Annotated in this window: 25 protein-coding genes; 16 read left to right on the top strand and 9 right to left on the bottom strand. The window is 59.7% G+C overall.

Annotated elements, in window-relative coordinates; genetic code table 11:
- The first annotated feature begins 29 nt into the window (after nucleotides 1-29).
- The 5 genes from proX (at nucleotide 30) to ACSQ3Z_RS09230 (ending at nucleotide 5,165) form a co-directional block, all read left to right on the top strand.
- Entirely contained in the window at nucleotides 30-1,016 is a 987-nt protein-coding gene (proX, locus tag ACSQ3Z_RS09250) for a glycine betaine/L-proline ABC transporter substrate-binding protein ProX (RefSeq protein WP_436170981.1), read from the top strand.
- A gap of 362 nt (nucleotides 1,017-1,378) precedes the next feature.
- A complete protein-coding gene (locus tag ACSQ3Z_RS09245; protein WP_436170980.1) occupies nucleotides 1,379-2,113 on the top strand; it encodes an SDR family NAD(P)-dependent oxidoreductase in 735 nt (244 codons plus the stop codon).
- Nucleotides 2,110-2,847, top strand: a complete 738-nt coding sequence (locus ACSQ3Z_RS09240) for an SDR family NAD(P)-dependent oxidoreductase (RefSeq protein ID WP_436170979.1) — start codon at nucleotides 2,110-2,112, stop codon at nucleotides 2,845-2,847. The genes ACSQ3Z_RS09245 and ACSQ3Z_RS09240 overlap by 4 nt, the downstream gene beginning before the upstream one ends.
- 66 nt (nucleotides 2,848-2,913) lie before the next feature.
- Entirely contained in the window at nucleotides 2,914-4,038 is a 1,125-nt protein-coding gene (locus ACSQ3Z_RS09235) for an alcohol dehydrogenase family protein (protein ID WP_436170978.1), read from the top strand.
- Nucleotides 4,039-4,049: 11 nt separating this feature from the next.
- A complete protein-coding gene (locus ACSQ3Z_RS09230) occupies nucleotides 4,050-5,165 on the top strand; it encodes a mandelate racemase/muconate lactonizing enzyme family protein (RefSeq protein ID WP_436170977.1) in 1,116 nt (371 codons plus the stop codon).
- Between the two features lie 217 nt (nucleotides 5,166-5,382).
- Here the strand turns inward: ACSQ3Z_RS09230 and ACSQ3Z_RS09225 are convergent, their stop codons facing one another.
- Genes ACSQ3Z_RS09225 through ACSQ3Z_RS09215 form a run of 3 tightly spaced genes read right to left on the bottom strand, consistent with a single transcriptional unit; the run spans nucleotide 5,383 to nucleotide 9,112 of the window.
- Complete coding sequence (locus tag ACSQ3Z_RS09225) at nucleotides 5,383-6,444, bottom strand: GlxA family transcriptional regulator (protein WP_436170976.1); 1,062 nt, start codon at nucleotides 6,442-6,444, stop codon at nucleotides 5,383-5,385.
- Complete coding sequence (locus ACSQ3Z_RS09220) at nucleotides 6,444-7,553, bottom strand: mandelate racemase/muconate lactonizing enzyme family protein (protein WP_436170975.1); 1,110 nt, start codon at nucleotides 7,551-7,553, stop codon at nucleotides 6,444-6,446. The genes ACSQ3Z_RS09225 and ACSQ3Z_RS09220 overlap by 1 nt, the downstream gene beginning before the upstream one ends.
- An 8-nt stretch (nucleotides 7,554-7,561) precedes the next feature.
- A complete protein-coding gene (locus ACSQ3Z_RS09215; RefSeq protein WP_436170974.1) occupies nucleotides 7,562-9,112 on the bottom strand; it encodes a trimethylamine methyltransferase family protein in 1,551 nt (516 codons plus the stop codon).
- A 327-nt stretch (nucleotides 9,113-9,439) separates the two neighbouring features.
- On the opposite strand from ACSQ3Z_RS09215, the gene ACSQ3Z_RS09210 reads away from it, so the two are divergent.
- Together ACSQ3Z_RS09210 and ACSQ3Z_RS09205 are read left to right on the top strand one after the other, a co-directional pair.
- A complete protein-coding gene (locus ACSQ3Z_RS09210) occupies nucleotides 9,440-10,432 on the top strand; it encodes a LysR substrate-binding domain-containing protein (RefSeq protein ID WP_436170973.1) in 993 nt (330 codons plus the stop codon).
- 249 nt (nucleotides 10,433-10,681) lie between these two features.
- A complete protein-coding gene (locus ACSQ3Z_RS09205; protein ID WP_436170972.1) occupies nucleotides 10,682-11,677 on the top strand; it encodes an isopenicillin N synthase family dioxygenase in 996 nt (331 codons plus the stop codon).
- Between the two features lie 55 nt (nucleotides 11,678-11,732).
- Here ACSQ3Z_RS09205 and ACSQ3Z_RS09200 read toward each other — a convergent pair whose 3' ends face one another.
- Nucleotides 11,733-12,611, bottom strand: coding sequence for a LysR substrate-binding domain-containing protein (locus ACSQ3Z_RS09200; protein ID WP_436170971.1), 879 nt, complete (start codon nucleotides 12,609-12,611; stop codon nucleotides 11,733-11,735).
- Nucleotides 12,612-12,772: 161 nt separating this feature from the next.
- Between ACSQ3Z_RS09200 and ACSQ3Z_RS09195 the strand changes: the two genes are divergently transcribed.
- On the top strand, nucleotides 12,773-14,011 hold the full coding sequence (locus ACSQ3Z_RS09195) for an aromatic ring-hydroxylating oxygenase subunit alpha (RefSeq protein ID WP_436170970.1): 1,239 nt from the start codon (nucleotides 12,773-12,775) through the stop codon (nucleotides 14,009-14,011).
- A 4-nt stretch (nucleotides 14,012-14,015) separates the two neighbouring features.
- A complete protein-coding gene (locus ACSQ3Z_RS09190) occupies nucleotides 14,016-15,077 on the top strand; it encodes a 2Fe-2S iron-sulfur cluster-binding protein (RefSeq protein WP_436170969.1) in 1,062 nt (353 codons plus the stop codon).
- A gap of 271 nt (nucleotides 15,078-15,348) precedes the next feature.
- Here the strand turns inward: ACSQ3Z_RS09190 and ACSQ3Z_RS09185 are convergent, their stop codons facing one another.
- Both ACSQ3Z_RS09185 and ACSQ3Z_RS09180 read right to left on the bottom strand, forming a co-directional pair.
- Nucleotides 15,349-15,951, bottom strand: a complete 603-nt coding sequence (locus ACSQ3Z_RS09185) for a dimethylsulfoniopropionate lyase (protein WP_436170968.1) — start codon at nucleotides 15,949-15,951, stop codon at nucleotides 15,349-15,351.
- Nucleotides 15,952-15,997: 46 nt separating this feature from the next.
- Complete coding sequence (locus ACSQ3Z_RS09180) at nucleotides 15,998-18,034, bottom strand: FAD-dependent oxidoreductase (protein WP_436170967.1); 2,037 nt, start codon at nucleotides 18,032-18,034, stop codon at nucleotides 15,998-16,000.
- A gap of 148 nt (nucleotides 18,035-18,182) precedes the next feature.
- Here ACSQ3Z_RS09180 and ACSQ3Z_RS09175 point away from each other — a divergent pair, with 148 nt between their 5' ends.
- Together ACSQ3Z_RS09175 and ACSQ3Z_RS09170 are read left to right on the top strand one after the other, a co-directional pair.
- On the top strand, nucleotides 18,183-18,812 hold the full coding sequence (locus tag ACSQ3Z_RS09175; protein WP_436171876.1) for a TetR/AcrR family transcriptional regulator: 630 nt from the start codon (nucleotides 18,183-18,185) through the stop codon (nucleotides 18,810-18,812).
- Nucleotides 18,813-18,826: 14 nt separating this feature from the next.
- On the top strand, nucleotides 18,827-19,633 hold the full coding sequence (locus tag ACSQ3Z_RS09170) for a pyrroline-5-carboxylate reductase family protein (RefSeq protein ID WP_436170966.1): 807 nt from the start codon (nucleotides 18,827-18,829) through the stop codon (nucleotides 19,631-19,633).
- Between the two features lie 644 nt (nucleotides 19,634-20,277).
- On the opposite strand, the gene ACSQ3Z_RS09165 is transcribed toward ACSQ3Z_RS09170, so the two are convergent.
- Nucleotides 20,278-21,171 (bottom strand): LysR family transcriptional regulator, encoded by an 894-nt coding sequence (locus tag ACSQ3Z_RS09165; protein WP_436170965.1) that lies wholly within the window; start codon nucleotides 21,169-21,171, stop codon nucleotides 20,278-20,280.
- A 137-nt stretch (nucleotides 21,172-21,308) separates the two neighbouring features.
- On the opposite strand from ACSQ3Z_RS09165, the gene ACSQ3Z_RS09160 reads away from it, so the two are divergent.
- The 5 genes from ACSQ3Z_RS09160 (at nucleotide 21,309) to ACSQ3Z_RS09140 (ending at nucleotide 24,670) form a co-directional block, all read left to right on the top strand.
- Nucleotides 21,309-22,088 (top strand): carboxymuconolactone decarboxylase family protein, encoded by a 780-nt coding sequence (locus tag ACSQ3Z_RS09160; RefSeq protein WP_436170964.1) that lies wholly within the window; start codon nucleotides 21,309-21,311, stop codon nucleotides 22,086-22,088.
- Between the two features lie 46 nt (nucleotides 22,089-22,134).
- Complete coding sequence (locus ACSQ3Z_RS09155; RefSeq protein ID WP_436170963.1) at nucleotides 22,135-22,626, top strand: (R)-mandelonitrile lyase; 492 nt, start codon at nucleotides 22,135-22,137, stop codon at nucleotides 22,624-22,626.
- Nucleotides 22,623-22,997 carry a DUF2255 family protein gene (locus ACSQ3Z_RS09150; protein WP_436170962.1) on the top strand — a complete coding sequence of 125 codons (375 nt, stop codon included), beginning with the start codon at nucleotides 22,623-22,625 and terminating at the stop codon, nucleotides 22,995-22,997. The genes ACSQ3Z_RS09155 and ACSQ3Z_RS09150 overlap by 4 nt, the downstream gene beginning before the upstream one ends.
- Nucleotides 22,998-23,012: 15 nt before the next feature.
- On the top strand, nucleotides 23,013-24,008 hold the full coding sequence (locus tag ACSQ3Z_RS09145; protein WP_436170961.1) for an aldo/keto reductase: 996 nt from the start codon (nucleotides 23,013-23,015) through the stop codon (nucleotides 24,006-24,008).
- Between the two features lie 212 nt (nucleotides 24,009-24,220).
- On the top strand, nucleotides 24,221-24,670 hold the full coding sequence (locus tag ACSQ3Z_RS09140) for an MFS transporter (RefSeq protein ID WP_436170960.1): 450 nt from the start codon (nucleotides 24,221-24,223) through the stop codon (nucleotides 24,668-24,670).
- On the opposite strand, the gene trbL is transcribed toward ACSQ3Z_RS09140, so the two are convergent.
- Both trbL and trbK-alt read right to left on the bottom strand, forming a co-directional pair.
- Complete coding sequence (trbL, locus tag ACSQ3Z_RS09135) at nucleotides 24,563-25,729, bottom strand: P-type conjugative transfer protein TrbL (protein ID WP_436170959.1); 1,167 nt, start codon at nucleotides 25,727-25,729, stop codon at nucleotides 24,563-24,565. The genes ACSQ3Z_RS09140 and trbL overlap by 108 nt on opposite strands.
- 1 nt (nucleotide 25,730) lies before the next feature.
- Nucleotides 25,731-26,126, bottom strand: a complete 396-nt coding sequence (gene trbK-alt / locus ACSQ3Z_RS09130; protein ID WP_436170958.1) for a putative entry exclusion protein TrbK-alt — start codon at nucleotides 26,124-26,126, stop codon at nucleotides 25,731-25,733.
- Nucleotides 26,127-26,129 lie beyond the last annotated feature (3 nt).

Raw genomic sequence — 26,129 nt, 5'->3', positions numbered from 1 at the left:
AATTTCACACGCAACAAGGGAGAAAGCGCATGAAACTCTTATCTGTGACTACAGCGATTGTCCTATCGCTTACCGCAAGTCCGCTCTTTGCCAAAGACAAGCCGGGCGAAGGCGTTACCGTACGGCCGGTGATACAGCCGGCAATCGAGGAAATGTTCCAGGCGCGGATCGTCTTCCGCGCGCTCCAGGATCTTGGCTATACCGTTGCCGAACCACAGGAGGTCATCGCCCAGACCGCGCATCTCGCCGTTGGCACCGGAGATGCCGATTTCTTCACCGATAGCTGGGATCAGCTCCATGAAGCGTTCTTCAAAGAAGCGGGTGGACCGGAGAAGATAAGCAAAGTAGGCACCTTGGTCGAAGGCGCCCTCCAGGGCTATCTGGTCGACAAGAAGAGCTACGACGCCGGGGTCAAGAATCTGGGCGATCTCAAAGACCCCAAGATCGCTGCCATGTTCGACGAGGACGGCGATGGCAAGGCGGACCTCGCCGGCTGCGTGCCCGGCTGGGGATGCGAACGCGTGATCGAGCATCAATTGACCGAGTATAAGCTTCGGGACACGGTCACGCACAACCAGGGCGAATACAACGCGATCATCGCCGATACGATCGCACGTGCCAAGAACGGTAAGCCCGTCCTCTACTACACCTGGACGCCCTACTGGGTCTCGGGCGCGCTGGTTCCAGGCAAGGATGTGGAATGGCTGAGCGTGCCTTACAGCTCTCTGCCGGATGGTGCCAAAGCGAACACCGAGTTCGATGGCAAGAATCTCGGCTTCGCGGTGGACAGCCTGCGGATTGTTGCTCGCAACGATTTCCTCAAGGACAACCCGGCGGCGGCCAAGCTGTTTGAACTCGCGAAGATCGACATCAAAGACATCTCGGCTGAGAACAAATTGATCGCTGACGGGGAAAAGAACTCCGCCGACATCGACAAACATGTGGACACTTGGATCGCGGCGCACCGCGATGCGTATGACGGCTGGCTCAAAGCAGCCCGCGAAACAGTGAAATGATTGTCCACAGCGGGGCGCGCCCCAAGCAGCGCCCCGCAACCTATTTTGCCCCCTCGCCCGCCGCCATGGGCACGATCTCGCCGCAGCAACGAGATAGCCGCCTTGGCGGAGTGACATCATGGACGAGTACATCGGGCGTGGACCAGCGATCCGGAGCTCATTCACCGGCTTGGCATGTCTTCCAGGCAGTTGGAGCTGTTGATCGAGCGAGACCGGCCTATATCGCCTGAGGACCAAGAAATCGCTCTTGCACGCAGGCTCACTTCGACATCGCATTGTTCGAAGGCCTTTATCGAGAGCATTTCGACAACACGCCGGACAGCCAGGACTAACCCTAGTTGAAAATGAGCAGGAAGGGACTGATGAGTTATTTCAGGGGAAAGACCGCCCTGGTGACAGGTGCCGCCGGCGGCATCGGAGCGGCGATCGTCAAACAGCTAAGAGCTGAAGGCGTCAGGGTCGCCGTCGCAGATCGCGACGTGACGGGCGTGGACGCTGAGGCGCATCTGCCTGGCGACCTGCTTGATGCAAGCTATGCGGACAATTTGTCCGCAGCCGCATTTGCGGCACTGGGCGGCCTGGACATTTTGGTCAACAATGCGGGCGTGATCACGCGGGGCTCGGTAGCCAACACAACGGACGCCGACTGGGCCTTGTCGCTCGGTGTGAATGTAGAGGCCCCGTTTCGTGTGTGCCGGGGCGCCATTCCTATCATGGTCGATAGGGGCGGTGGCGCGATCGTTAACGTGTCTTCATGCTGGGGCGTTCGACCGGGTCCGAACCACGCCGTATACTGCATGACGAAGGCTGCAATTGCCTCGTTGACCCAGTGCATGGGCATGGACCACGCCCATCAGAACATTCGGGTCAATGCCGTATGCCCCAACGAGGTCAACACGCCGATGCTTCGAACAGGCTTTATCAAACGCGGCTTCGACCCGGACACGGCCGTTGCCGAATTGGGAAAAACCGTTCCGATTGGCCGGATTGCGGAGCCGGACGATATTGCCGCGGTGGTCCTGTTTCTTGCCTCCGACGCCGCTCGCTACATGTGCGGCTCGCTGGTCGAGGTCAATGGTGGAAAGCCGGTCGGATGAAGAGGTTCGCAGACAAAGTCGCCCTTGTGACAGGCGGTCGCAGCGGTATCGGTCTGGCTATTGCACGCCGGTTACGAGACGAGGGGGCGCGGGTATTCACGGCACAACGTGGCGAGGACCAGGAGTTCGAAGGGATAGGTGTTGATTTCACCGACCCGTCGGCCGCGTCCGGCGCTGTGCAGTCAGTAGCCGACCGTGCCGGACGGCTCGACGTTTTGATAAACAATGCCGGCATGATGCAAGAAGCCCTCGTGGAGGACATGAGCCTCGAGGACTGGCAGCGGACGATAGCGGTCAATCTGACAACACCATTTGCCATGATCAAGGCAGCACTTCCGCATCTGCGAGCGGTTGGCGGGACGATCGTCAATATTGGCTCGATCGAGGGGCTGGGCTCCAACCCGAGACACGCAGCCTATTGCGCTTCCAAGGCTGGAATTCACGGTCTGACGCGCGCGGTAGCGGTCGACCACAGTGCCGAAGGTGTGCGATGCAATGCCGTGGCACCAGGGTGGATCGACACCGACCTGAATGTTGAGTTCATCGAAAGCATGCCCGATCCGGCAGGGTTCCGCCGGGATATCGGCAAAATTCATCCGGTGGGACGCACCGGAAAACCCGAAGAGGTCGCAAGTCTGGTTGCCTGGTTGGCATCGGACGAATCGTCATTCGTGACAGGTCAGGTCTGGACCATCGACGGCGGTCGAATGGCAAAGCTTAGCCTACCACAATGACCAGTCAGGCGGCGGATCGCGCACCGACCGCCGTCTTCCGGATTTTACCCCATAAGGATAACGAGCATGAACGCAGAGGCAGCGAGATTGTCCCCATCAACCCGCATTCCAACGACGATGTCCGGCGTGGTGCTGACCGGACATGGCGGCTTCGACAAGCTGCAATTCAAGACCGACCTCTCGGTTCCACAGCCGGGACCGGGCGAAGTTCTCATAAAGGTGGCTGCGGCTGCGATTAACAACACCGACATCAATACCCGGATCGGCTGGTATTCCAAAGGCGTGAGGAGCGGCACGTCCGAAGGGGGCTCCTCCGGATTTGAGTCGTCGGAGGATGACGACGCGAGTTGGACAGGCATGGCGTTGTCCTTCCCTCGCATTCAAGGCGCCGATTGCTGTGGCCACATCGTTTCTGTTGGAGAGGGTGTCGATGATGGGCGGATCGGCGAACGGGTGATCGTACGGAATTTGCTTCGAACTTATGTGGACTATCGACCTTGGGAATGCTGGACATTTGGATCTGAATGCGACGGCGCATTCGCGCAATACGCGAAGGCGCCATCGCGTGAGACGTTCAAGGTCGACTGCGATTGGAGCGACGTCGAATTGGCTGCGCTGCCTTGTGCCTATTCGACCGCCGAAGGCATGTTGCATCGGGCAGACGTGAGGGCCGGCGAGACCGTGCTCATTACGGGCGCGTCCGGCGGCGTCGGGTCCGCTGCGGTCCAATTGGCAAAGCGACGTGGGGCCATCGTCAACGCGGTTGCAGGCCAAAGCAAGGCCGCCACCGTACGCGAACTCGGTGCTGACCGAGTGGTGTCGCGTGGCGAGAGCCTCGTCGACGCCATAGGAAGGGATTCGGTCGACGTTGTCATCGACGTCGCCGCAGGCCCACAGTTTCCGCAGCTCTTGGATGTACTGAGGCGTGGCGGACGCTATGCCATCGCCGGTGCAATTGCCGGACCGATTGTCGAGCTTGATGTGCGCACGCTCTATCTCAAGGATCTGAGCTTCTTTGGCTGCACATTCCAGGAGGACATAGTCTTCGAAAACCTCGTGTCCTACGTCGAGAGCGGCGAAATCAAGCCGCACATCGGCAAGACCTATCCATTGGAAGACATCGTCCAGGCGCAGGACGATTTCCTGTCCAAGAAGATCAGCGGCAAGCTTGTTCTCGTCATACCCACGTGAAAGTGAAAAAAATGCGCGACCTGAAAATCCAGAAAATCGACGTCTTCCAAGTCAACCTCCCCTATTCTGGCGGCGTTTACCTTCTTTCAGGTGGACGAGAATACCCCAGCTTCGATGCGACGATCGTCCGCGTGACCACGAACACCGGCATCGAGGGATGGGGCGAGAGTACGCCATGGGGATCCACCTATGTCGCCGCCCACGCGCTTGGTGTCCGCTCAGGGATCGCTGAGATCGCACCCAGTCTCATCGGTCTTGACCCGAGAAGAGTCGACCGTATCAACGAGGCGATGGATTTTGCGCTTGTCGGCCACGAACATGCCAAGACAGCTCTCGACATCGCCTGCTGGGACATCTTCGGAAAGTCCGTCGAAATGCCCGTTTGCGAGTTGCTGGGCGGCCGGACGAACGTCCGGATGCCGATCATCTCGTCTATCTATGTGGGCGATCCAGAGGAGATGCGGAGGCGTGTCGCGGATCACCGGGCCCAGGGCTATATCGGGCACTCGGTGAAGGTCGGCGACGATCCGGCGATCGACGCTGAACGCATTGCGGCGTCGATGGCTGACAAGAAACCAGGCGAGTTTTTTCTCGTGGACGCCAATGGCGGCATGACGGTGGAGACAGCCCTGAGAATGCTGCGCCTGCTACCGCAAGGTCTCGACTTCGTCTTGGAGGCACCTTGCGCGACATGGCGCGAGTGTGTCTCGCTACGTCGAAGGACTGACGTTCCGATAATTTTCGATGAGCTCGCGACGAACGACGCGTCAATCGTCCAGATAATTGCAGACGATGCAGCAGACGGTATTGGCCTCAAGATTTCCAAGAATGGTGGTCTCACCAAGGGCCGTCGCCACAGAGACATCTGCCTTGCAGCAGGCTACACCGTCAGCGTTCAAGACACTGTAGGATCGGATATCGCGTTTGCGGGCATAGTGCACCTTGGACAGACCGTTCCTGAGAAGAATCTTCGATGCATTCTGGAATGTCGAGATATGGTGACAACAAAGGTGGCGGACGGCGACTTCGTGGTAACTGAAGGACGTGTCAGCGCGCCTGACTCACCTGGACTGGGCATTACGCCGCGCCTGGATGTCTTGGGCGCTCCAGTTGCAACTTATTCTTGATTGAGCGGTGTAGGTCACGCCGGTTGCAAACACTTGCGTGACAAGCATCGCGGCTTGCAACCACGGTGATTGAGGCCTCTGGCCCAAGCGTTACAGCATCGCCCGCGCGCTTGTCGCGCGCGGTTGCGCAAACAGCTGTTCGGTAGACAGCGACCAGGCAAGTTCGATGTGTTGCCGACATTTCGCTTGCAGGAGGGTCACGCTGCGGCTGAGCTTCTCAACCTAGTCCCGGCCCGACCCAAGCCGGCACCATTGTCCGGCACTGCTGTGGCGAAAAGCCATTGATGATGCGGAAGCATTTGGCAAAATGCGACGCCGACAGAAACCCGGAGGCAACAGCAATGTCGATGATGGGCATTCGCGTGCCTTCGATCAGGCGCTTGGCGTGGTCGACCCTGATCCCGAGGTAGTGACGAGCCGGTGGTTGACCTACGTGGATTGCGAACAGGCGTTCAAGCTGCCGGCGGGAAATCCCAACCCGATCTGAAACGTCGCCCATCGACAGCGGAACTTCCACATTCTCTTCCATAATGCGCATCGCCATCGCCAGCTTGTCGCTGACTCCTGCAAACGCCAGGCCTGAAGGACCCGTCTGCCGGTTCGAACCGGAGCGCTGGCCTTCCACCGTCGCATGACGGCACACTTCTTGGGCGATGAAGGCGCCCGCGTGACTTGCAATGAGATCTACCGCGAGGTCGAACGCCGCCAATTCACCACCGCACGTTGAATATTGGCCATCCCTGACGAACAGGGAATCACGGATGCGTGGCTTATGAAAAACCTCTGAGAAAGCCGCGAGACGCGACCAATGAATGGTGCAACGGGTATCTCCGAGAAGCCCCGTTTGAGCGAGCAGCCACGTTGCCGTGCCGATCGCCGATATCGATACCCCTCGCCGCGCCACTAGCCGCAGGAACGAGTTCAACAGAGCCGTCATCTGCTTTTCGACCGGTTCGCCCGCCACGACGACGAGTTGGTTCAGTCTGCAACTGTGGGACCCGTCCGCTGTCAACTCCTCGACTGTCACATCCACCGGTATCGAGATCCCGTTGGCGCCCACAACCGCTTGGCCGTCGACCCCTGCAATCCGCCAGCGGAAAAGAGGAAGCCGCGAAACCGTATTGGCTATGCGGAAGGGCTCGAGATAAGCGTGAAGCGCCAGATGCGAAAATCCCGGCAAAACGAGCACGGCAATGTCATGCGGCTTCCCTGACACCTGAAACGCAGCGTCTGGGTGGACGGGGCTGCTGGTTTCGTGGATGCGGGCCGGCGCGTTCATCAGGAGCCATAGCTCGCTACCGGGACACCAAAGATGCCGGCTTCGGGCTTGACACCTAGGCCCGTTCCCTGTGGCACGGCGATATGACCATTTTCAATGACCACGGGGTTCGTATTGTCGTAGTGCCCATCGATGTATTCCTGCGCGATCCAGGCGCCTTCAAAGCGACGTGGATCGACCGTGGAAGCAAGATGAGCGCAGGCGGCTGCGATAATGTCGCCGCCCCATGCGTCATCGCAGGTGTGCGGCAGGCACCGGATGGCACACATGTCGCGAGCGGTCATCATTTTGGTCAGTCCGCCCAGGCGAGTGACTTTGAAGCCGAAACCATCGGCAATGCCCGATGATATGGCCCGCAATACTGCATTCAGATCTTCGGTGTTCTCGTCCAGATAGATGGGATGGGTACCCCTGCCCCGGACCGCCGCGATCTCTTCCATGGTGTTGCAGGGCTGCTCGAACACGAACGGAATATTTTGGCAAAGCCGATCCAACTGCAGCGCAGATGCTACGGACATGCCACGATTACCGTCTACAACTATGCTTGCCTTGAGGCCCACGGCCTCCCAGACCTTATGCACGGTGGCTGCGTCCTTTTCCAGGTTGCGACCACCAACCTTGATCTGGATGCGCGGGTAGCCCGCCCTGACCTTGTCAGCCGCGATACGCGCGGTTTCGTCCGGCGAGCCCACAATCAGGGAGTAGTAAGACGGCACGCGGTCCGTAAGCGCGCCGCCCAGCAGCGTCGAGATCGGCACGCCAAGACGCTGACCAATGAGGTCGAGGAACGCTATGTCGAACGCCGCCTTGGCATAGTTGTGACCGTTGAGCCTTTCATCCATCCGCTTGGCCAGATGACGCGGCGACTGGGTCGGCTCTCCAATAAGGCCTGGCGCAATCTCAGCTATCGCCGCCCGAGCTCCCAGCGCGTGATGGGGTTGATAGACTGGTCCGACGGGGCAAGTTTCGCCCCATCCCGTAATGCCGTCATCCGTCACAACTTCGACAAGGGTGCTGTCCAAGGAGTGGACTTCCGTGCTCGCCATCTTATAGGCGCCACCCTTGGTGGGAAGCCGGATCGAGTAGACGTTGATCCTGTTGATGCGCATGACGACGCTCAGTAATCGTCGTTGAGTGCGTCAACCGCCGGGATTTCGCGCGAGCGTCGATCGATGTAAGCGCGCAGCTCTTCATCTTTGGCCTGGTCCAGCGTGGGCTCCTGGTACTCTCCCAAAAGGTGCTTCGCGTGGTCGAGCGCCCTTTGCTTTATGTCCTTTGAGCCGTCGACCTTCCACTGCTCGATCGAATTGTTGTCGAACAGCTTTGGTATGAAAAATGCGCGTTCGAAGTTGGCCTGGGTATGCGGATGGCCGAGATAGTGGCCACCGGGTCCAACGTCACGGATGGCGGCCAAGGCCTCGTCGAAATCATCCCAGTGGATACCTTGGGTCATGCGATAGCCCATCGCACAAACCTCGGCATCGACGACGAACTTCGCGATAGAACAATGCATCCCGGCTTCGTTCCAACCCGCCGAGTGCCAGATGTAGTTGGCGCCCGACATCAGCACCGCCATCATTGTCATGGCGCTTTCGTAGCCGGCCTGAGCATCGAAAATCTTGGCGCCGCCGAGCAGGTTCGATGTGCGCCACGGGACGTTGTAGCGTCGCGCCATCTGACCGATCATGAAGTTCATCAGCGATATCTCGGGCGTTCCAGCCATCGGGGCGCCGGATTGCATGGAGACCGTCGACAGGTAATGCCCGTAAATGGCCGGGCAGCCTTTGCGGATCACTTGGGTGTAGGCGAGTGCGGACAGTGCCTCGGCATTCAGCTGGGCCACCGCAGCCGCCGTCGACGCGGGCGTGTTTGCGCCGCCCAGCACGAATGGCGAGCACAGCACTGGCTGGTTGCGCCGGCAGAACGCCCGCATGGCGCCAAGCATGACCTGGTCCCACACGAGCGGAGAATTGCCGTTGCAGTTTCCGGTCGTGACCGCATGCGTTTCCATGAAGCCTTTGCCAAAGAGAATCTCGCACATGTCGAGCACGTCCTCGGCGTTCTTGGGCGAGGTGGTCATGCCCATGAAGATCTTGTCGGAATGCTTCATCGACGAGTAGGTGATGTGCAGATGTCGGTGCGCTACGACGATATCCATCGGCTCGACGATGTGGTGCGCCGATGAGTGCAGCGCCGGCATCATGTGTGCCAGCTTGTGGAAGGTCCCTAAGTCCGCAATGGTCGGGCCGCGACGCACGTCGTCAAGATCGCGCATGTATGGCGCGCCGGTCATCGGCACGAAGATCGAATTCGGGCCGCCCAGCTGGACGTTTTTTGCCGGGTTGCGAGCGAAATACTCAATGTCGGGCGGGATTGTTTTGATCAGCTCCATCACCAACGCGCGATCCAGATAGACTCGCTCACCGCGAACGTCGGCGCCTGCTCTCTTCCAGTCCTCAAGAGCGATCGGGTCGCGAAACACCACCCCGACCTCTTCCAGGATTGCCAGCGACGCTTCGTGAATACGTTCTACCTGCTCTGCATCCATGGGCTCGATTACAGGTAGCCCGCGCTTGAGTGTCGGCAGCATCTCCACCTTGGGCGCAGTCCGAATAATTCGGCGCGCATCGCGTCCTCCCCTTCGAGAAACTTGCGCTTCAACGGTCATGCGGGCCTCCAAAAAGAACACGCGAGCCGCAGCCGGGCCGCGCGCGACTATTGCTGCAACCGGCCGATTTGACCTACTGCAAAAGTCTCACGCGCGTGTTGACTTATACGCGGACGTCCGTGGCTTCGCCTCGTCGCTTACGATTGATCCAATCAGCATCGTCATGGGAAACGCGGCTCAATCAGTGAAAGCCAGCCCGTAAATCATTCCCACGCGCGCCCAGCAGAAGTCTCATCTTTGCTGAGTTGCGACGGTCGCCATATTCCGCATGAAAATGCGGGCAGTCCCGACTGCATCAGCTTTCGCCAGACGCGATCTGGTGTATGCATGGCAAAGATCACAACGGTCTGCCGCGCACACCTCGCCGAAATCGCCGCGCCAGGTGGTTTTGGGTGTTTGGAGCTCAAGATGGTTCGCCGATATTATGACCTGCCCTCCCTGACAGCCCTCGCGATCTTCGAAGCATCCGCCAGGCACTTATCATTCAAGCTGGCGGCGGGAGAGCTGAATGTGACTCCCGGGGCAGTCAGCAGACAGGTCAAGGCGGTCGAGGACGAACTTGGCGTTCAGCTGTTTGTAAGACTGGGCTCAGGGGTGATGCTGACGAGTGCCGGCGAGGACCTCTATGGCGTTCTTGCGAGCGGCTTTTCGCGCGCAGCCGAAATTGTCCGCACCGTCAAGCGCGGCGATCGGTCCAAGAACGTCACGCTCGCCTGTTCTGACGCCTTTGCGACAATGTGGCTGATACCGCGTATGCCCGATTTCTGGACACGCTACAGCGAGATTGCAGTCGATCATTTGATCTCTGACAATCCGCGAGACTACCGGAGGGCCGAGGTGGAGTTGCGCATCCGATACGGGTTCGGGTCCTGGCCTGACGAGAATGCCGAGCTTCTTTTCGGCGAAACCATCTATCCGGTCTGCGGAGCCGAATTTGCCAAAGTGCATCGAGACGCGACGACAGGGTCCTTGCCGGATCTTCCCTTGCTGCATGTTGACTGGGTTGATCCAAACTGGGCGGGCTGGGACGAGGTATTGCGTCGTGCGGCCGTGCCCCACGGTCCGAGCCGCGGCCGCCGTTTCGGCAAATTCTTTGTAGCCATGCAGGCGGCCCAGGCCAACCAGGGCGTTGCAGTAGGCTGGCATCACCTCGTGAAGTCACAGATCGAGGAAGGCAAACTGGTCAGGCTGACCGAACTCGAGCTCCCTGCGCCAGGCAGCTACTATCTAACCTGGAACGATAACCGCACGCTTTCGCCCGCTGCAGAAATCCTGCGAAGCTGGATACGAGAAATCGCTGCGCAGGAGCGAGACAGCTAGAGTTCTTGCGCCGCGAAGCGCTCCTCGTGCCGCCGTATTGCTCGCCGAACTTGGCGTCTTCGTCGCCAACCGGTCTCAGGCACGATCAGTTTGAGATGCCTGAATCCGTCAGGATCGGATGGTCCGTGCCGTCCGCACCGGTGACGCCAGATTATTACACGTAATCCAGCAGCAATATTATTGCAGTTGAGGAGGCTGGAACGAATGGGCCAAGGTCGGCCCGTCTCCCACCATCAAACAAGGTGTTCAATGTCCATAGATCTCGTTGCCCGACTGGACGACAAGTTGCGTGCGAAGCGCGAAAGCTTTGACAAGATCCCGGTGGTCGATATCGCGCCCCTTCTCGATGGCAGCAACAAGCAGGCGGTGGCCAAGCAGATACGTTGGGCGCTGTCGAACACTGGCTTCCTGTACGTCAAGAACCATGGCATCCCCCAGGAGTTCGTCGACTCCGTGTTCGATGTGAGTCGCCGGTTTTTTGATTTGCCGATGCCACAGAAGATGGAATTGCATGTAAGCAAATCCGATGTGGCGCTGCGCGGATATATCGAGCCATTCGGGGAAAACACCGATCCAGGCAAGACGAAGGATCTCAAAGAGTGCTTTGACATCGGCCCTGAACGCTCGACCCTGGAGGGTCCGTTTTTTGGCTCCAACCAGTGGCCCTCAGCCCTGCCCGAGTTTTCCGAGCTGACATACGCATACCATCAGAAAATGGTCGTCCTTGCGAAAACACTGTTGAAGGGCATCGCTCTCAGTCTGGACTTGGGAGAAAATCATTTCGAGAATCTGATGCGCGACCCCATCAGCATCCAGCGCCTTCTCCACTACCCTCCGCAGGGTGGCTATGTCGGGGAAAACATCATCGGTATCGGTGCGCACACGGACTATGGCAATCTGACCATCCTGGCGCAGGACGACGTGGGCGGTCTGCAGGTGATGAACAGAGACGGCGACTGGGTAGAGGGTACACCCATCCATGGCACCTTCGTCATCAACATTGGCGATCTGATCCAGCGGCTCACCAATGATGTCTATCTGGCGAACATGCATCGCGTGGTCAACACCACAGGGCGGGAGCGCTATTCGATCCCGTTCTTTATCGACGCTGATTTCGATGCAATCATCGAACCGCTGGCGTCCTGCGTCACGGATGGCAACCCGCGTCGCTACAAGCCGGTGACTTGTGGCCAGCACAAATTCGGGCGTTTCGCAGCAAGTTACGCCCACTTAGCCAAGGCATAGCGAGTGTGGTCGTGTAAAGCCGGTACACGTTGTCCGCGAGCAAGAGGCCAGCCTTTCAAGAGCTTTTGGCAAGCCAGCTCGCAAAGAGCCGAGCTTTCGAACCTGCTCGCGGATGGATTTTCAGATAAAATGCCTTGGGTGAGGGAATATTGTCGGGCACCAGTGTGACCAGCCGTCCCTGTTCCATCAGGCTTTTGACCAATCCATCCCACCCCAGTACCGCCCCGATATCATCCTGGGCGGCTTGGAGGGCAATCATGTAGTTGTTGACGGAAAACCTGCGGCCCTTTGGGATGGTGTGTCCAAGCGCTTGAAACCAGTCCGGCCAGTTCGTCCAGTCCGTTTCCTCGTTGTTCGTATGAATCAAGGGTGCCTTGAGCAGATCCTCAACTCGCCCAATGCCGTGCTCGGCGGCGAATTTTGGGGTCCCGAGCGCGACAATGCGATCTTGAAAGAGCTTGTGACACTCCTCATGGTGCTCCTGCTCATCCCCGTATCGAATACTTAGATCGCAGCGGATAGCTGTTCCAGGCACGTCGCTGACGATCTGTGAGACAGTGATGGTGGGATGGCTTTTCCAGAAGGTTGATATCTTTGGCGTAAGCCAAAGCGAGCTGACGGCCGTCGTTGTCCGGATGGTCACGTCAGCGGTTTCCGGGCGATCGCGCATGTGAGTAACGGCGTCGGAAATCGTCTCAAGGCCGCGCTGCACCGCAACGAACAAGAACGCCCCTTTCTCAGTCAAATCGACACCGCGGCTCATGCGCAGGAACAAGCTGCATCCCAAGTCACCCTCGAGCGCTTTGATTTGGTGGCTGATAGCGGCGGGTGTCACGTTCAATTCCTGAGCGGCCTTCTTGAAACTCGCATTTCGGGCGGCCGCCTCGAAGCAGATGAGAGCGGTCACCGAGGAGAGATCGTACGGTCTTCTCATCAAAGCCTCTTTGGACCCGTCTTTTGGCTCATGGTTGGCGCGGGCGGGGCGCAAGAGATTAGCTGAACTAAATCGAGCTGAAAATTACTGCTATTGCGAAAAAGGCGTTCGAGCAAGAAAAATACATTTCAAAATATGCACGCCATCTATGGAATTTCCGCATGAACGCCGCCTCGCCGTCCATCCAAGAACTGTTAGCGCGCCGCGTCTCGGGCTATGCCCTTGAGCAGCCGTTTTACACATCGCCGGCAATTTACCAACTCGATCTCGAGCACATCTTCTATCAGGAATGGCTCTACGCGGCCCCAGCGTGCCAGCTAGCGAGATCTGGTAGCTACGTGACGATGCGCGTGGGTGCCTATGAGGTGGTCATCGTGCGCGCCCGCGATGGCGAAATCCGCGCCTTCCACAATTCCTGCCGCCATCGAGGCTCGATGATTTGCAAGGCGCGCGAAGGCCAGGTGGCCAAACTCGTCTGCCCCTATCACCAGTGGACCTATGAGCTTGACGGCAAGCTTATCTGGGCAAATGACATGGGGCCTGACTTCGACATGTCCAAACACGGCCTGAAGCCGGTCCATCTGCGCAATCTAGCCGGCATGATCTACGTCTGTCTGTCCGAAACGCCCCCCGACTTCGAACCGTTTGCCGACCTGGCCCTTCCCTACCTTGAGGTCCATGACCTCAACAATGCGAAGGTCGCGCATACGTCCACCATCATTGAGAAGGCCAACTGGAAGCTCGTGTGGGAGAACAACCGCGAATGCTACCACTGTAGCAGCAACCACCCGTCGCTGTGCCACTCCTTCTCGCTCGACCCGGAAGTGGCGGGCGTGTCTGCCGACGGATCGGTCTCGGCGACCCTTCAGGCGCATTTTGACCGCTGCGAAGCCTCAGGTGCCCCTGCGCAGTTCCGGCTTGGCGGCAACGGCCAGTTCCGTCTGGCGCGGATGCCGCTGCAACAGAAGGCCCTGAGCTACACGCTCGACGGCAAGGCTGCCGTTCGCAAGAATCTGGGCCAGGTGGCTCTGCCCGATGCAGGCACGCTGTTGAAGTTCCATTATCCGACAACCTGGAGCCACTTCTTGCCTGACCACTCTCTGACCTTCCGAGTCACGCCGATCAGTCCCACGGAAACCGAGGTCACCACCGTCTGGCTGGTGAATAAGGATGCCGTCGAAGGCGTCGATTACGACCTCAAGCGCCTGACGGAGGTCTGGATCGCAACCAATGAGGAAGATCGCGAGATCGTCGAAACCAACCAACTGGGAATCCTCTCACCAGCTTACACCCCTGGCCCCTATTCGCCCGGGCAGGAAAGTGGCGTGACACAATTTGTCGATTGGTATGCAGCCTGGCTTGAGCGCGCCCTTGCGCCGCTTCAAGTTGCAGCGGAATGAACCGATGAGCGCATTAAAAAAACTCACCTTCTGGACCGACGCAGAAGAGTTGGAATGCGTCACCCGTACTCCGGAAGCGCCGAATGTCGTGACCTTCAGCTTTCAGAGTCCGTCCGGCGCGCTGTTCAGTCATGAACCGGGGCAGTTTCTCACACTGGAACTGCCCATTCCCGGGGGGCCGGTCTATCGCACATATACAATCTCGTCTTCGCCCTCGCGTCCGACTGCCCTGACAGTCACGGTCAAGGCGCAGGAAGGTTCCATCGGCACCAGATGGATGCTCGACAATTTGCGCAAAGGCGCGCGCATCAAGGCAATAGGGCCGACTGGGAAATTCTCAATTGTCCACCATCCGGTCGAGAAGTACCTTTTCATCTCGGCCGGTTCCGGCATCACACCGATGGTGGCGATGACCACTTGGCTTTACGATTCCGGGCGCGAGCCGAACATCGTTTTCATCAACTGCGCGCGCCGCCCATCCGACATCATTCTGCGCGACAGGATGGAACTCATGGCGTCGCGCATCGTCGGCATCGATCTCAAATGGGTCGTCGAAGAGGCAGATCCCTTCCGGTCATGGACCGGCTACCGCGGGATGTTCAACCAGATCATGCTGGGCCTAATGGCGCAGGATTATCTTGAGCGCGAGGTGTTCTGCTGCGGGCCCGAGCCCTTCATGCGGGCCGTGCGCGAGGCCCTTGCGGGTCTCGGCTACGATATGAGCCGCTATCATCAGGAAAGCTTCCAGGCAGAACCTCCAGATGCGGAGAATGTCCCCAAGGATGTGGTTCCGAATGAACAAAGCGTAGCCGAAATCCAATTTGCCCTGTCCGGCATAGTCGCGAAGTGTACGGAAACGCATACGATCCTAGCCGCTGCGAAGGCCGCGGGGCTGGTGATCCCGTCGGGTTGCTCCATGGGGATTTGCGGAACCTGCAAGATCCGAAAGATCGAAGGTCAGGTTCATATGGTGCATAACGGCGGCATTACCGAGGAGGACGTTGCCGAAGGTTATATTCTTGCGTGCTGCTCCAATCCGATCGGACGCGTGAAAGTCGAGGCATAGCAAACATCCCAAATCAGTCGTTGGAGTTTTGGATCGAGGTCAGAGATATCTGCTTTGATTTCGATGTCCTCTTGTGATCTCGTCATATGGGCTCAACAGGCCCAAAGCGGTCGAGTACAAGCGGAATGTCTATTTAGGTCGTCGCGGAACTCCGCCTCCGACTTCGGTTGAAGCCGGACCGTTGAGACGATGAAGCTATTGATGACCTGCATGCCTCATCGGAACGGCAATCTTGTTGCCTGCCCTCAGTCCGTAGCGGGTTTCGGCCAGCTCAGTGATGCGTTTGATCCACCATCAGCGCCCAGAAAGCGAACAGCGGTCGATCGAGCGATCTCATTGCGTGTTTGATGCCTGGCGGATTGTAGAATGATCCACCGATGCCCGGCGAAAACCACTCCTTGTCAGCCTGCCTGAACTCGGAATCCGAAAGCACGAGGTAGGTTTCTTCCGGGGTATGTTCGTGGTCGGGATACCGGACGTGAGGAGCCATCAAAGTGACGCCGAGCCACAGATCGTTTCTGTCCTCGATGCCACCCGGGCCAAGGATCATCGCGTTGGCGTGACCGTCGCTGAAATTGCTGCTGGCAGACTGGGCGGGATTTGATTTCGGCCGCCATTCGAGCAGCGGCTCGATCGCCTTGAAGCGTTCGATCAAGTTGCGGAGCGTGGACGGGATCGCTTCTTCTGCCAACGCCGAGCCAAGATAAGAGCAGACCGGCAAACGGCTCCCGGCCTTGGTCCTTTCCAGCCCGGGAACCTCCGATTGGGCGAAGAGTTGGATGATCGATCTGCGCGATCGCAGGTCGTGTGCGAACTGGTCGAAGGCCACGAACGCGGTGTCTACAAAATATTGCAGGGCATCACTTCTGTTCATCTCGCAGCCCTTGGTGTGAGCGGGTGGTATCGTCCGTGGCCGGACGTTAGATATCTTTCGCCAGTCGAAGTGCGTCGTAGATCGCGGCGTGGGTGTTGCGAGCTGAAACGGCATCGCCGATACGAAACAATTGGAATTGTCCTTGCGGATTCCGCACCACCGACTGCGGTTGTCCAGCGATGAGCTCATCTTGCGAAATCTCGCCGTGATTGGTCGATTTCGGTTTCAGTTCAAAATAGATGTCATCGAGCGGAATGGTGCCGTGGTTGACGACTACCTGATCCACGACGCGCTGCTTGGATATGCCGCCGTAGTCGCTGCCGACATTTGCAATGAGCTGATTGCCATTCTTTTCAACAGACTCGAGCCGATAGGTAACGGTGAAGGTCACATCGAGTTTTTGAAGAGACCGCATGTAGGGCACGAGGTTCATCGCCATGACCTCGGGTGAGAACGACCGGTCCGGCGTCATAATCTCAACCTTCGCTCCCGCACCCGCGATGAATTCCGCGGCTTGGAGTGCGGCATGGTCGCCGGCGTCGTCGAAGATCAGGACATTGCTTCCCGGCTTTACGTCTCCTGAGATGATGTCCCATGAAGACACCACCAACTCGTTGCCCTTGGAAAGGACGTCGGTGTGCGCCACCCCGCCCGTCGCAATGATGACGACATCAGGATTTTCCGCCTCGATGGTTTCGGCTTCCGCCCAGGCATTGTACTTGATGGTCACTCCGTATTTTTCGCACTGGGCAATGCGCCAATCGATGATGCTCATCATCTCCTTGCGGCGCGGACTCAGCGCGGTCAGGCGGATCTGCCCGCCAGGGTCGCTGGCGGCCTCGAAGACCACGACCTCGTGTCCCCGCTCACCCGCCACGCGGGCGGCCTCGAGGCCGGCCGGACCTGCGCCGACGATGACAATTTTCTTGCGGGTTTCTGCCTTGGGGACGATGTGCGGCATGGTCAGTTCGCGGCCGGTCGCGGCGTTGTGAATGCAGTATGCCGCCCCGCCCTGATAGATACGGTCAAGGCAATAGTTGGCACCCACGCAGGGCCTGATTTCGTCTTCGCGTTTTTCGATGATCTTGCGCACGATATGGGGGTCAGTCATGTGGGCGCGTGTCATGCCGATCATGTCAACTTTACCCGATGCAATCGCGTGGCGCGCCGTCGCCACATCCGGTATTTTCGCTGCATGGAAGGTTGGGAAGTTGGTTGCCGCACGAATCTCGCCGGCAAAATCAAGGTGCGGCGCGTTCGCCATTCCCTGAATCGGAATGACGTCCGTCAGGCCCGCATCGGTGTCGATGTGGCCGCGGATCACATTGAGGTAGTCGACAAGTCCGCTTTCCTTGAGGCGCTTGGAGATTTCAATGCCCTCGGACTTGCCGGTGCCGCCGGGAAGAGCCTCATCCGCAGTATAGCGCACGCCCAGGATGAAGTCCTCGCCGACCCGTGACCGGATCGCCTTCAAGACGTCCATGCAGAAGCGCATGCGATTATCAAGCGAACCACCGTAGGGACCGTCAAGGTCGTTCGTGAGAGGCGACGTGAACTGGTCGAGCAGATGGCCGTAGGCCTCAAGCTCGACACCATCCATCCCACCCGCCTTCATTCGCTCGGCGGCATCCGCGAAGTCCTTGATGATGCGCTCGATATCCCAGTCTTCAATTTTCTTGGGAAACGCGCGGTGTGAGGCTTCCCGATGATGGGACGGCGCTACAACGGGGAGCCAGTCACCTTTGTCCCAGCGTGTACGCCGTCCAAGATGGGTCAGCTGGATCATGATCGCGGCGCCCTCTTCATGGACCGCATCTGTCATCTGCCTGATCCACGGCACGATCTCGTCCTTGTAGGCGAGCAGGTTGTTGAAAACCGGGGGGCTGTCCTTCGAGACCGCCGCGGACCCGGCTGTCATCGTCATCGCTACGCCGCCCTTCGCCCTTTCCACCGTATAGGCAAGATAGCGCTCCTTCGGCATCCCGTCCTCCGGATAAGCCGGCTCATGGGACGTCACGATGATGCGATTGCGCAGGGTCAAATGCTTGAGTTTGTAGGGCTGCAGAAGGGGATCGCTCGACATCAGACGGACTCCGGACTGGGATGGCAGATGCGAACGCTATCTGAAAATGTACACCTATGTCAAGTTTAAGTTCCAGGTAGTTGACAGAGTCGACATGGGTGTACATTTTGCTGGTTTTCACTTTGACATTTCGTTAGGTTGGTCGCTCATGGAGCAGGTTTCAAACGATAGCGGGTGGCGCGGATCGCCGGAGGGATGGCTTGAAGCCGCCTACGACCTGCTTCTCGAATCCGGCGTCGACTCGGTGAGAATTTCGCCATTGGCCAAGAAACTGGGCCTGTCGCGCACCAGCTTCTATTGGTTCTTCAAGGACAGAGAAGAACTGTTGGCTGCCCTCGTGACCCGTTGGCGCGACAAGAACACCGGCAACCTCGTCAGGCAGGCGGAGGCGTATGCCGAGACTGTTGCCGAAGCGATGCTGAACGTTTTCGACTGCTGGCTCGACACGTCCTTGTTCGATTCCCAGTTCGAATTCGCTGTCAGAAGCTGGGCGCTCCAGTCTCCTGACATTCTGGCAGAGGTCCAGAAAGCCGACCAGACGCGTCTCGACGCGATGAGCCAAATGTTCGTCCGCTTCGGTTACAAGGAAAACTCGGCCGACGTTCGAGCGCGCACCATCTACCTCGTGCAGATCGGCTACATCTCAATGCAGACCAAGGAAGATCTCGCGGCCCGCATGAAGCGCATTCCCGGCTACGTGGAGATTTTTACAGGCGAGGCCCCGCAGCAGCGCGAGCTGGATCGATTCTTCGCCAGACACGGCTATTCGGCGGGTTGAGGAGGGGTTCGACAATGGGCGGACCTATAAGCGTCGGGATAATTGGCGGAGGCGGCTGGCTTGGACGCGCCATCGCCGATGCCATCGTCGATGCGCAAATTGTGACCCCCGAGCAACTCACACTCTCTTACAGAAGCGGGCAACCGGGCTTTCTGCCAAACGCTACCTGGACCCGGGACAACCAGGAACTGGTGGATCGATCCGACGTCATCATCGTATCGGTCCGCCCCCAAGATTGGCCTGCCATCGACATTTCTGCGCACGGCAAGCTCGCCATGTCTGTCATGGCCGGGATCCCTCTCGATCAATTGGCTCGACGTCTCAAGACCGACTGCGTGGTCCGTACGCTTCCGAATGCGGCGGCAGAGGTGCGGAATTCCTATACTCCCTGGATAGGCTCTCAGGGCGTCACCCCGGATGACCGCAATCTCGTTCGCCGGATACTGGAGGCCTGTGGCACTGCTGATGAAGTCAAAAGCGAAGCAGATATCGACTATCTGACGGGCCTCACCGGCTCCGGCCCGGCGTTTCCGGCGCTTTTGGCGGCGGCGATGATGGACGATGCCGTCAGTCGAGGAGTAAGCCCGGACATTGCCCGAAGGAGCGTCAGCGCGGTGCTGATTGGAACGGGAAAACTCCTCGAGGCCCGCGCAGAAAATCCCAAAGACATCGTCCAGACCTTCCTCGACTACCGCGGCACCACCGCGGCAGCAATCGATGCCATGCGTGCAGCAGGCTTTGAAGCAGCCGTGCGCGACGGCCTTGCCGCAGCGCTTCAGAAATCGGTGACTATGGGACAAGCCACCTTACTGCCGCACTAGCCGGTCCTCCACGAAGGACGGAAGTTGCGTTGCGGCTATGATACGCCTCCGCAGGCCTTTGCCACACCTGCAGGACTGGCCACATTCGGTTCCATCGGCGAGTCGAGATCGACCGAATGGCGAGCGCCTTCGAGTGTTTTGAGCCTTCGGCCGAAGTCAGAACCCGCCTAATTGCACGTCGTTGCCGCCGATTACCGCACGCATCGCTGAAGGGTCTTTCGAAGCCGCGAGTCATGAGCTACCTGTGACGAGTGCCATCAACGAGAAGGAGAAAATTGACGAAAAGGACCAAATCATTTCCTTCAAAACTCTTGGACTTATCCGCTAACGCTCAATTCAATCTCAAAGAATTAGGCGTAAGCCACTGATATATAGTGGTTGGTGGGCCCGGAGGGACGCCTTTTTCTACACAAAATCAATATGTTAGCGGCTGGTTCGCCAAACCATATCTCTCGTATGATCTCGTATGGTCTGGCGAACCCGATAACAATGAGTCCACTTGAATGTCAGTTCGCCTCATATCAGTCACTCAGCGTCCGTCGCCACTTTCCTGAAGGCGGACGTGGTCGACGACAACCAGCCGGGGGACTGTCGCCGGCTGCAAGACTTTGGCAACAGCCGAACAGGCTCAAACACACACTTGCCTAACTGCGGATGCGCAGCGCTTCGATCAGGATCGCGAACGCGGGCGAGGCCTGGCGACGACTGGGGTAGTACAGGTGATATCCCGGCCAAGGGGGCGACCAGTCAGCAAGGACCTGGCGCAAGCGCCCGTCGGCGAGATAAGGCCGGACCAGATCTTCGGGCACATGGGCAAGGCCGTATCCGTCGAGGACCGCGTCCAACACATGGAACACGTTGTTGAAGACAAGCTGTCCGTCGACCCGAACCTTGAGTTCCTGTCCTGCCTGTTCGAACTCCCAAGCGTAGAGGCCGCCGAAGGTGGTCAGACGCAGGTTGATGCACGTGTGGTCAATCAGGTCCTGGGGCACGAGCGGCGGCGCATGATCGGCAAAATAAGCAGGGGTTCCGACGACGACAAAGGGCATGTCGGGGCCGATGCGCACCGAAATCATGTCCTTGGCCACCTGTTCGCCCAGCCGCACGCCGGCGTTGAAGCCGTGGGCTGTAATATCGGTCAGGGAAGCGTCGGCACTCAGCTCCACCTTGATATCAGGATAGTCGGCGAGGACCTTCCTCAGCTTCGGCCATAGCAGTGTCACGATGGCATGGTCGCCGGCGGTGATCCTCACCATTCCCGCAGGCTTCTCCCGGAGCTCGCTCAAACCTTCGATTTCGGCTTCCACCTCGTCGAGGTGCGGGCCGACGTTCTGCAGGAGACGTTCGCCCGCTTCGGTGGGCGAGACGCTACGGGTCGTGCGCGTGAGCAGCCGCAGGCCAATCCGCTCCTCGAGCTGGCGTATGGTCTGGCTCAGTGCGGACTGCGACACGCCAAGCTTGGCAGCCGCCTTGGTGAAGCTGCGCTCCCGCGCCACCGCGAGGAACGCTGCAAGGTCATTCAGATTCTCGCCGGCCATTCATAAGCCCTCCTAATGAGTCTATGCGGGTTTTGCTCCCTAATGCAAACCGAAAATCGCATTACATTGCGGGCATGAGTTCATCGGCGCCTGACACAGGTGCAGGTCAAAGACGGCTCGCAAAAGGAGGCCTTGCCATGAAGACACTCGCTGCATCCACATTGACCAGCCTCGCCGCCGCCGGTGCCGCGTCATCCGAGAGGTCATCGAAGGGTGCCGGCACTCTGCCGGCTTCCGGCAGCCTGGCTATCGTCGCCCCGGCTCTTGAGAAGTATCGCAAGGACACCCTGGTCGATAACCTGTGGCAGCGCAAAGCGCTGTCGGCCCGCGACCGCAGCGTTGTGACAATCGCCGTCATGATCGCCCGCAAACAGACGGCTGAGCTTGGCCAACAGGTCGACTTCGCCTTGGACAACGGCGTCAAACCGGCCGAGATTTCGGAAATCATTACCCACCTCGCCTTTTACTCAGGCTGGGGCAACGCCATGGCCGCCGCCAACGAGACCAAGGGCATCTTCGAAGCGCGGGGCGTCGGCGTTGAACAGTTGCCCGCCGCGTCGCCAGCCCTGCTGCCCCTCGACCAGAAGGCCGAGGAAGCGCGCGCTGCCAGTGTGCAGACGAATGTCGCGCCCGTGTCCCAGAGCCTGGTCGATTTCACCGGCGACGTCCTGTTCAAGGATCTGTGGCTGAGGCCGGACCTTGCGCCAAGGGACCGCAGCCTCGTGACCGTCAGCGCGCTCATGGCCTCCGGTTACGTCGGTCAGATTCCGTTCCACCTCAACCGGGCCATGGACAACGGCCTGACGCGCGACGAGGCCTCGGAGGTCCTGTCACAGGTCGCCTTCTATGCCGGATGGCCGGCCGCGATGTCGGCGGTGCCGGTTGCCAAGGACGTTTTCGAGGGCCGACAGAAGTAGCCGCGCCCGGCGCTCCTTCTGTCCAACCCAAAAGAAAGACCCGCCCATGAAAAACAAGCCGCCCACCATGGCCGCTCTTGCAACATTCGGCGCAGCACCTACCGGTGCCGAGGGCATCCAGATCACTCCCAATGGGGCGAGCCCGTCGACGATCGGCAGCACAGACTATTTCACCGGACATGTCGTCGTTGTGCCCTTGTTCCCGGCAACCGAATTCACGCATGGCACCGGCGGCCACGTCACGTTTGCCCCCGGCGCCCGCACTGCCTGGCACACGCATCCCGCAGGTCAGACCCTGATGGTGACCTCCGGCAAGGGCTGGGTTCAGGAGGAAGGCCGCGAGCGCCACGAGATCAAGGCCGGCGACGTGGTCTGGTTTCCGGCGGGGGTCAAGCACTGGCACGGCGCCACCGATACCACCGGCATGAGCCACATTGCGATTTCCTACATGCTCGGCGGCAAAAACGTCGATTGGCTCGAGCAGGTCAGCCCTGAGCAATACCAACCGTCCGTGTCTGAACAGAGAGCAACGGCATGACCTGGACACCCGAAACGCTGCAGAAGATCGCCGCAAGCGACGATCTTCACATCGCGCCCTTCCGCGAGGATGGAACGACCTATGGCACACTGACCTGGATCTGGTCTGTCGTCGTCGGCAACGACCTCTTCGTCCGTGGCTACAACGGGCCGAAGTCCCGTTGGTATCAGGCGGCTGTGCGGCAGCGAGCCGGGAAGATAACCGCCGCAGGGTTGGCTCTGGACGCTGCCTTCGAGCCGGTCGACGGCGCCGTAAACGACGCGGTCGATGCTGCCTACAAGAAGAAGTACGCGACGAGCCCCTACCTCGCTCCAATGGTCGGCAGCCGGGCGCGTTCTGCCACGATCAAGATCAGCCCCCGCAACCCCTGACGCAGGATTGTCATCATGCAAAAACGCAAACTCGGGGTCCTCGGACTCGAAGTCTCGGCCCTTTCGCTGGGTTGCATGGGCTACAGCAGCGACGCACGACAGCTGCGCGACAGGGCGCAGATGATCGGGCTGATCCGCGCGGCAGTCGAACGCGGCGTGGATTTCTTCGACACCGCCGAGGTCTACGGCCCTTTCACCAATGAAGAGATGGTCGGCGAGGCCATCGCGCCGATCCGTGACCAGGTGATCGTTGCGACCAAGTTCGGCTGGGACGTAGACGCCGCCACCGGTGTGCACAATGGCGGGGTCAACAGCCGGCCCGACCACATCCGGGCGGCCGTTGAGGGCTCGCTGAAGCGACTTCGCGTCGAGCAGATCGACCTGCTGTACCAGCACCGTGTCGACCCGGACGTGCCGATGGAAGAGGTTGCGGGCGTCGTCAAGGAGCTGATCCAGCAAGGCAAGGTGAAATACTTCGGCATGTCGGAAGCGAGCTCGGATTCCATCCATCGGGCGCACGCGGTGCAACCCGTGTCTGCGCTGCAAAGCGAGTACTCGCTTTGGACCCGGGAGCCTGAAACGGACATCCTGCCGACGCTTGAGGAACTGGGCATTGGACTGGTGCCATTCAGCCCGCTCGGCAAGGGCTTCCTGACCGGCACGATCGACGTCAACACGACGCTCGACAGTGCCGATTTCCGCAACTCCATCCCCCGCTTTTCCACGGAGGCGAGGACAGCCAACCAGGCGCTCGTCGAACTCATTCGCGCGGTAGGTGATCGGCACGGCGCAACTCCGGCGCAGGTTGCCCTGGCGTGGTTGCTCGCGAAGAAGCCTTGGATCGTGCCGCTGTTCGGCACCCGTAAGGTCGAACGGCTTGATGAAAACCTGGGTGCCCTCGCCGTGCACCTCAGCGCCGATGATATCGAGGAACTCGAACAGCGCTCGGCCGAGATCGGCGTGCAGGGCGAGCGCTATCCGGCGCAGATGCTGAAACTCTCGGGCCGTTGATCAGCGCAGCGACCGCAACCTCTGTAAGGCATTCCGCGATGTGGCCAGCATCCTCAACTACCGCGACGTCTCGATCTCGATTGGCTTCGATGAGGCCGCGGCCGCAGCGTGGCGCACAGAAGTCTACGATCCCGACATCGCCGGCAAGGCCGCCACCCTTACAAAAACCGGGCTACGGTCCAGCGGACCTTTAGGCGCTGAAATTCAAGAAAATGACTCACCACGTGATCGCCACCCCTTTGACCCAATCAGCCAAACCGTCGGTGTTCATGGAACTGTTGCCCATCATGGCGACCGTTCTGGTGGCCTTTCTGGTCATCGGGATCGCGCTGCCGGTGTTGCCGCTCCATGTCCACAACGGCCTCGGTTACGGCCCGTTCATCGTGGGCCTGGTCGCGGGAAGCCAGTTTGCCGCATCGCTGCTTTCGCGCTTCTGGTCCGGCCGCATTTGTGATGCCCAGGGGCCAAAGCGCGCGGTGCTGCTCGGACTTGCCGGCGCAACGGGTGCCGGCTTGCTTTATCTCCTGTCGCTTGCCTTTGCGAACCCGGTGGCGTCAGTAGCGGTCCTGCTTGCGGGTCGTCTCGAAGGCAGCGCGAGCGCCGAACTGGTAGCTGTGCTTCATGCTGCCTGCCGCATTGTTGGCCGCGCGCTTGAGCGGTGAGATGGCGCCCTGTGCGCCAGCGTTCATGACACCGCCGAGCCCGGATGCGACGCCGGAAAAGCCAGACTCTCCGGCCGCGCCGAGATTGTAGGCTGTGGATGCCCTGCCCGCGGTCGCGGCACCGCCACGGGCCGCCGCTGCAGCACCGCCGCTGACAGCCGCACCGCCGGACATGACGGCGCCGGCGGTCGCGGCGCCCACTGCCGCCATGCCGCCGGCGGCAAGCCCGGTGCCGACCGCCGCGCCGGCGCCGAGCTGCGGGCCGCCGGAGACAAGACCGTTGGCAATACCCGGTCCAAAGATGCCAAGGCCGAGCAGCGACAGTGCGGCCAGCACGATCGCCATGGCATCGTCGATCGACGGCGTGTTGCCGCCGAAGCCTGTAGTGAACTCGGAAAAGAGAGTCGAGCCAATGCCGATGATGACGGCGAGCACCAGCACCTTGATGCCGGACGAGATGACGTTGCCCAGCACGCGCTCGGCCATGAAGGCGGATTTGCCGAACAGACCGAAGGGGATCAGCACGAAACCGGCGAGCGTCGTCAGCTTGAACTCGATCAGCGTGACGAAGAGCTGGATCGCGAGGATGAAGAAGGCCAGCAGCACCAGCGCCCAGGCGAAGAACATGCAGGCGATCTGGATGAAGTTCTCGAAGAAGGACCAATAGCCCATGAGGTTCGAGATCGAGTCCAGCAACGGCCGGCCGGCGTCGAGCCCGGTCTGCGCCACCTTGCCCGGGCGCATGAGATCGTTGACGGTAAAACCCGTACCCGAGGCCTTCAGGCCAAGCCCAGCGAAGCTTTCGAAGACGATGCGGGCGAGATTGTTCCAGTTGGAGATGAGATAGGCAAAAACGCCGACGAACAGGGTCTTCTTAACGAGGCGCGCCATGATGTCGTCGTCCGCACCCCAGGACCAGAAGAGCGCAGCCAACGTCACGTCAATAACGATCAGGGTTGTGGCGATGAAGCCGACCTCGCCGCCGAGCAGGCCGAAGCCGCTGTCGATGTAGCGCGTGAAGACTTCGAGGAAATGGTCGATGACGCCCATGCCGCCCATGTCAGCGAGCCTCCGGCCAGGACGGCTCGGCCTGCATCTCAGGAGCGGTCACATCCGACCGCTCTCCTTCTTTCCGGTCGGCCGACGCCGCCACATTTGGAAACACCGTTGTCGGCGCTACCGGAGCAGACACGGTTGCCGGTGCACGTTGACCGAGAAACCGGCGCCGGCTGTCTGCCCATGCTTTCAGACAACCGGGATCGCGAGGACCGGCCTCGCCGATCCCGGAACAGCGGCGCAATTCGGACGCGAGCGGGTCTTTTGACGCGATGGAACGGTGCGGCATCGCCGGGGCGTCAGGCTCATCGTCCTTGCTGCTCATCTCGATCGCGGTCACTGTCAAAGCGACCGCGATGAAGACGACCGCGCCGATGCGAGCAAGGATCTTGCCATCCATCGG

It is taken from the genome of Mesorhizobium sp. LjNodule214 (assembly GCF_964252735.1).
GTDB lineage: Bacteria > Pseudomonadota > Alphaproteobacteria > Rhizobiales > Rhizobiaceae > Mesorhizobium.
The sequence above is the reverse complement of the archived record's forward strand: the minus strand, read 5'-3'. Positions and strand labels throughout refer to the sequence as shown.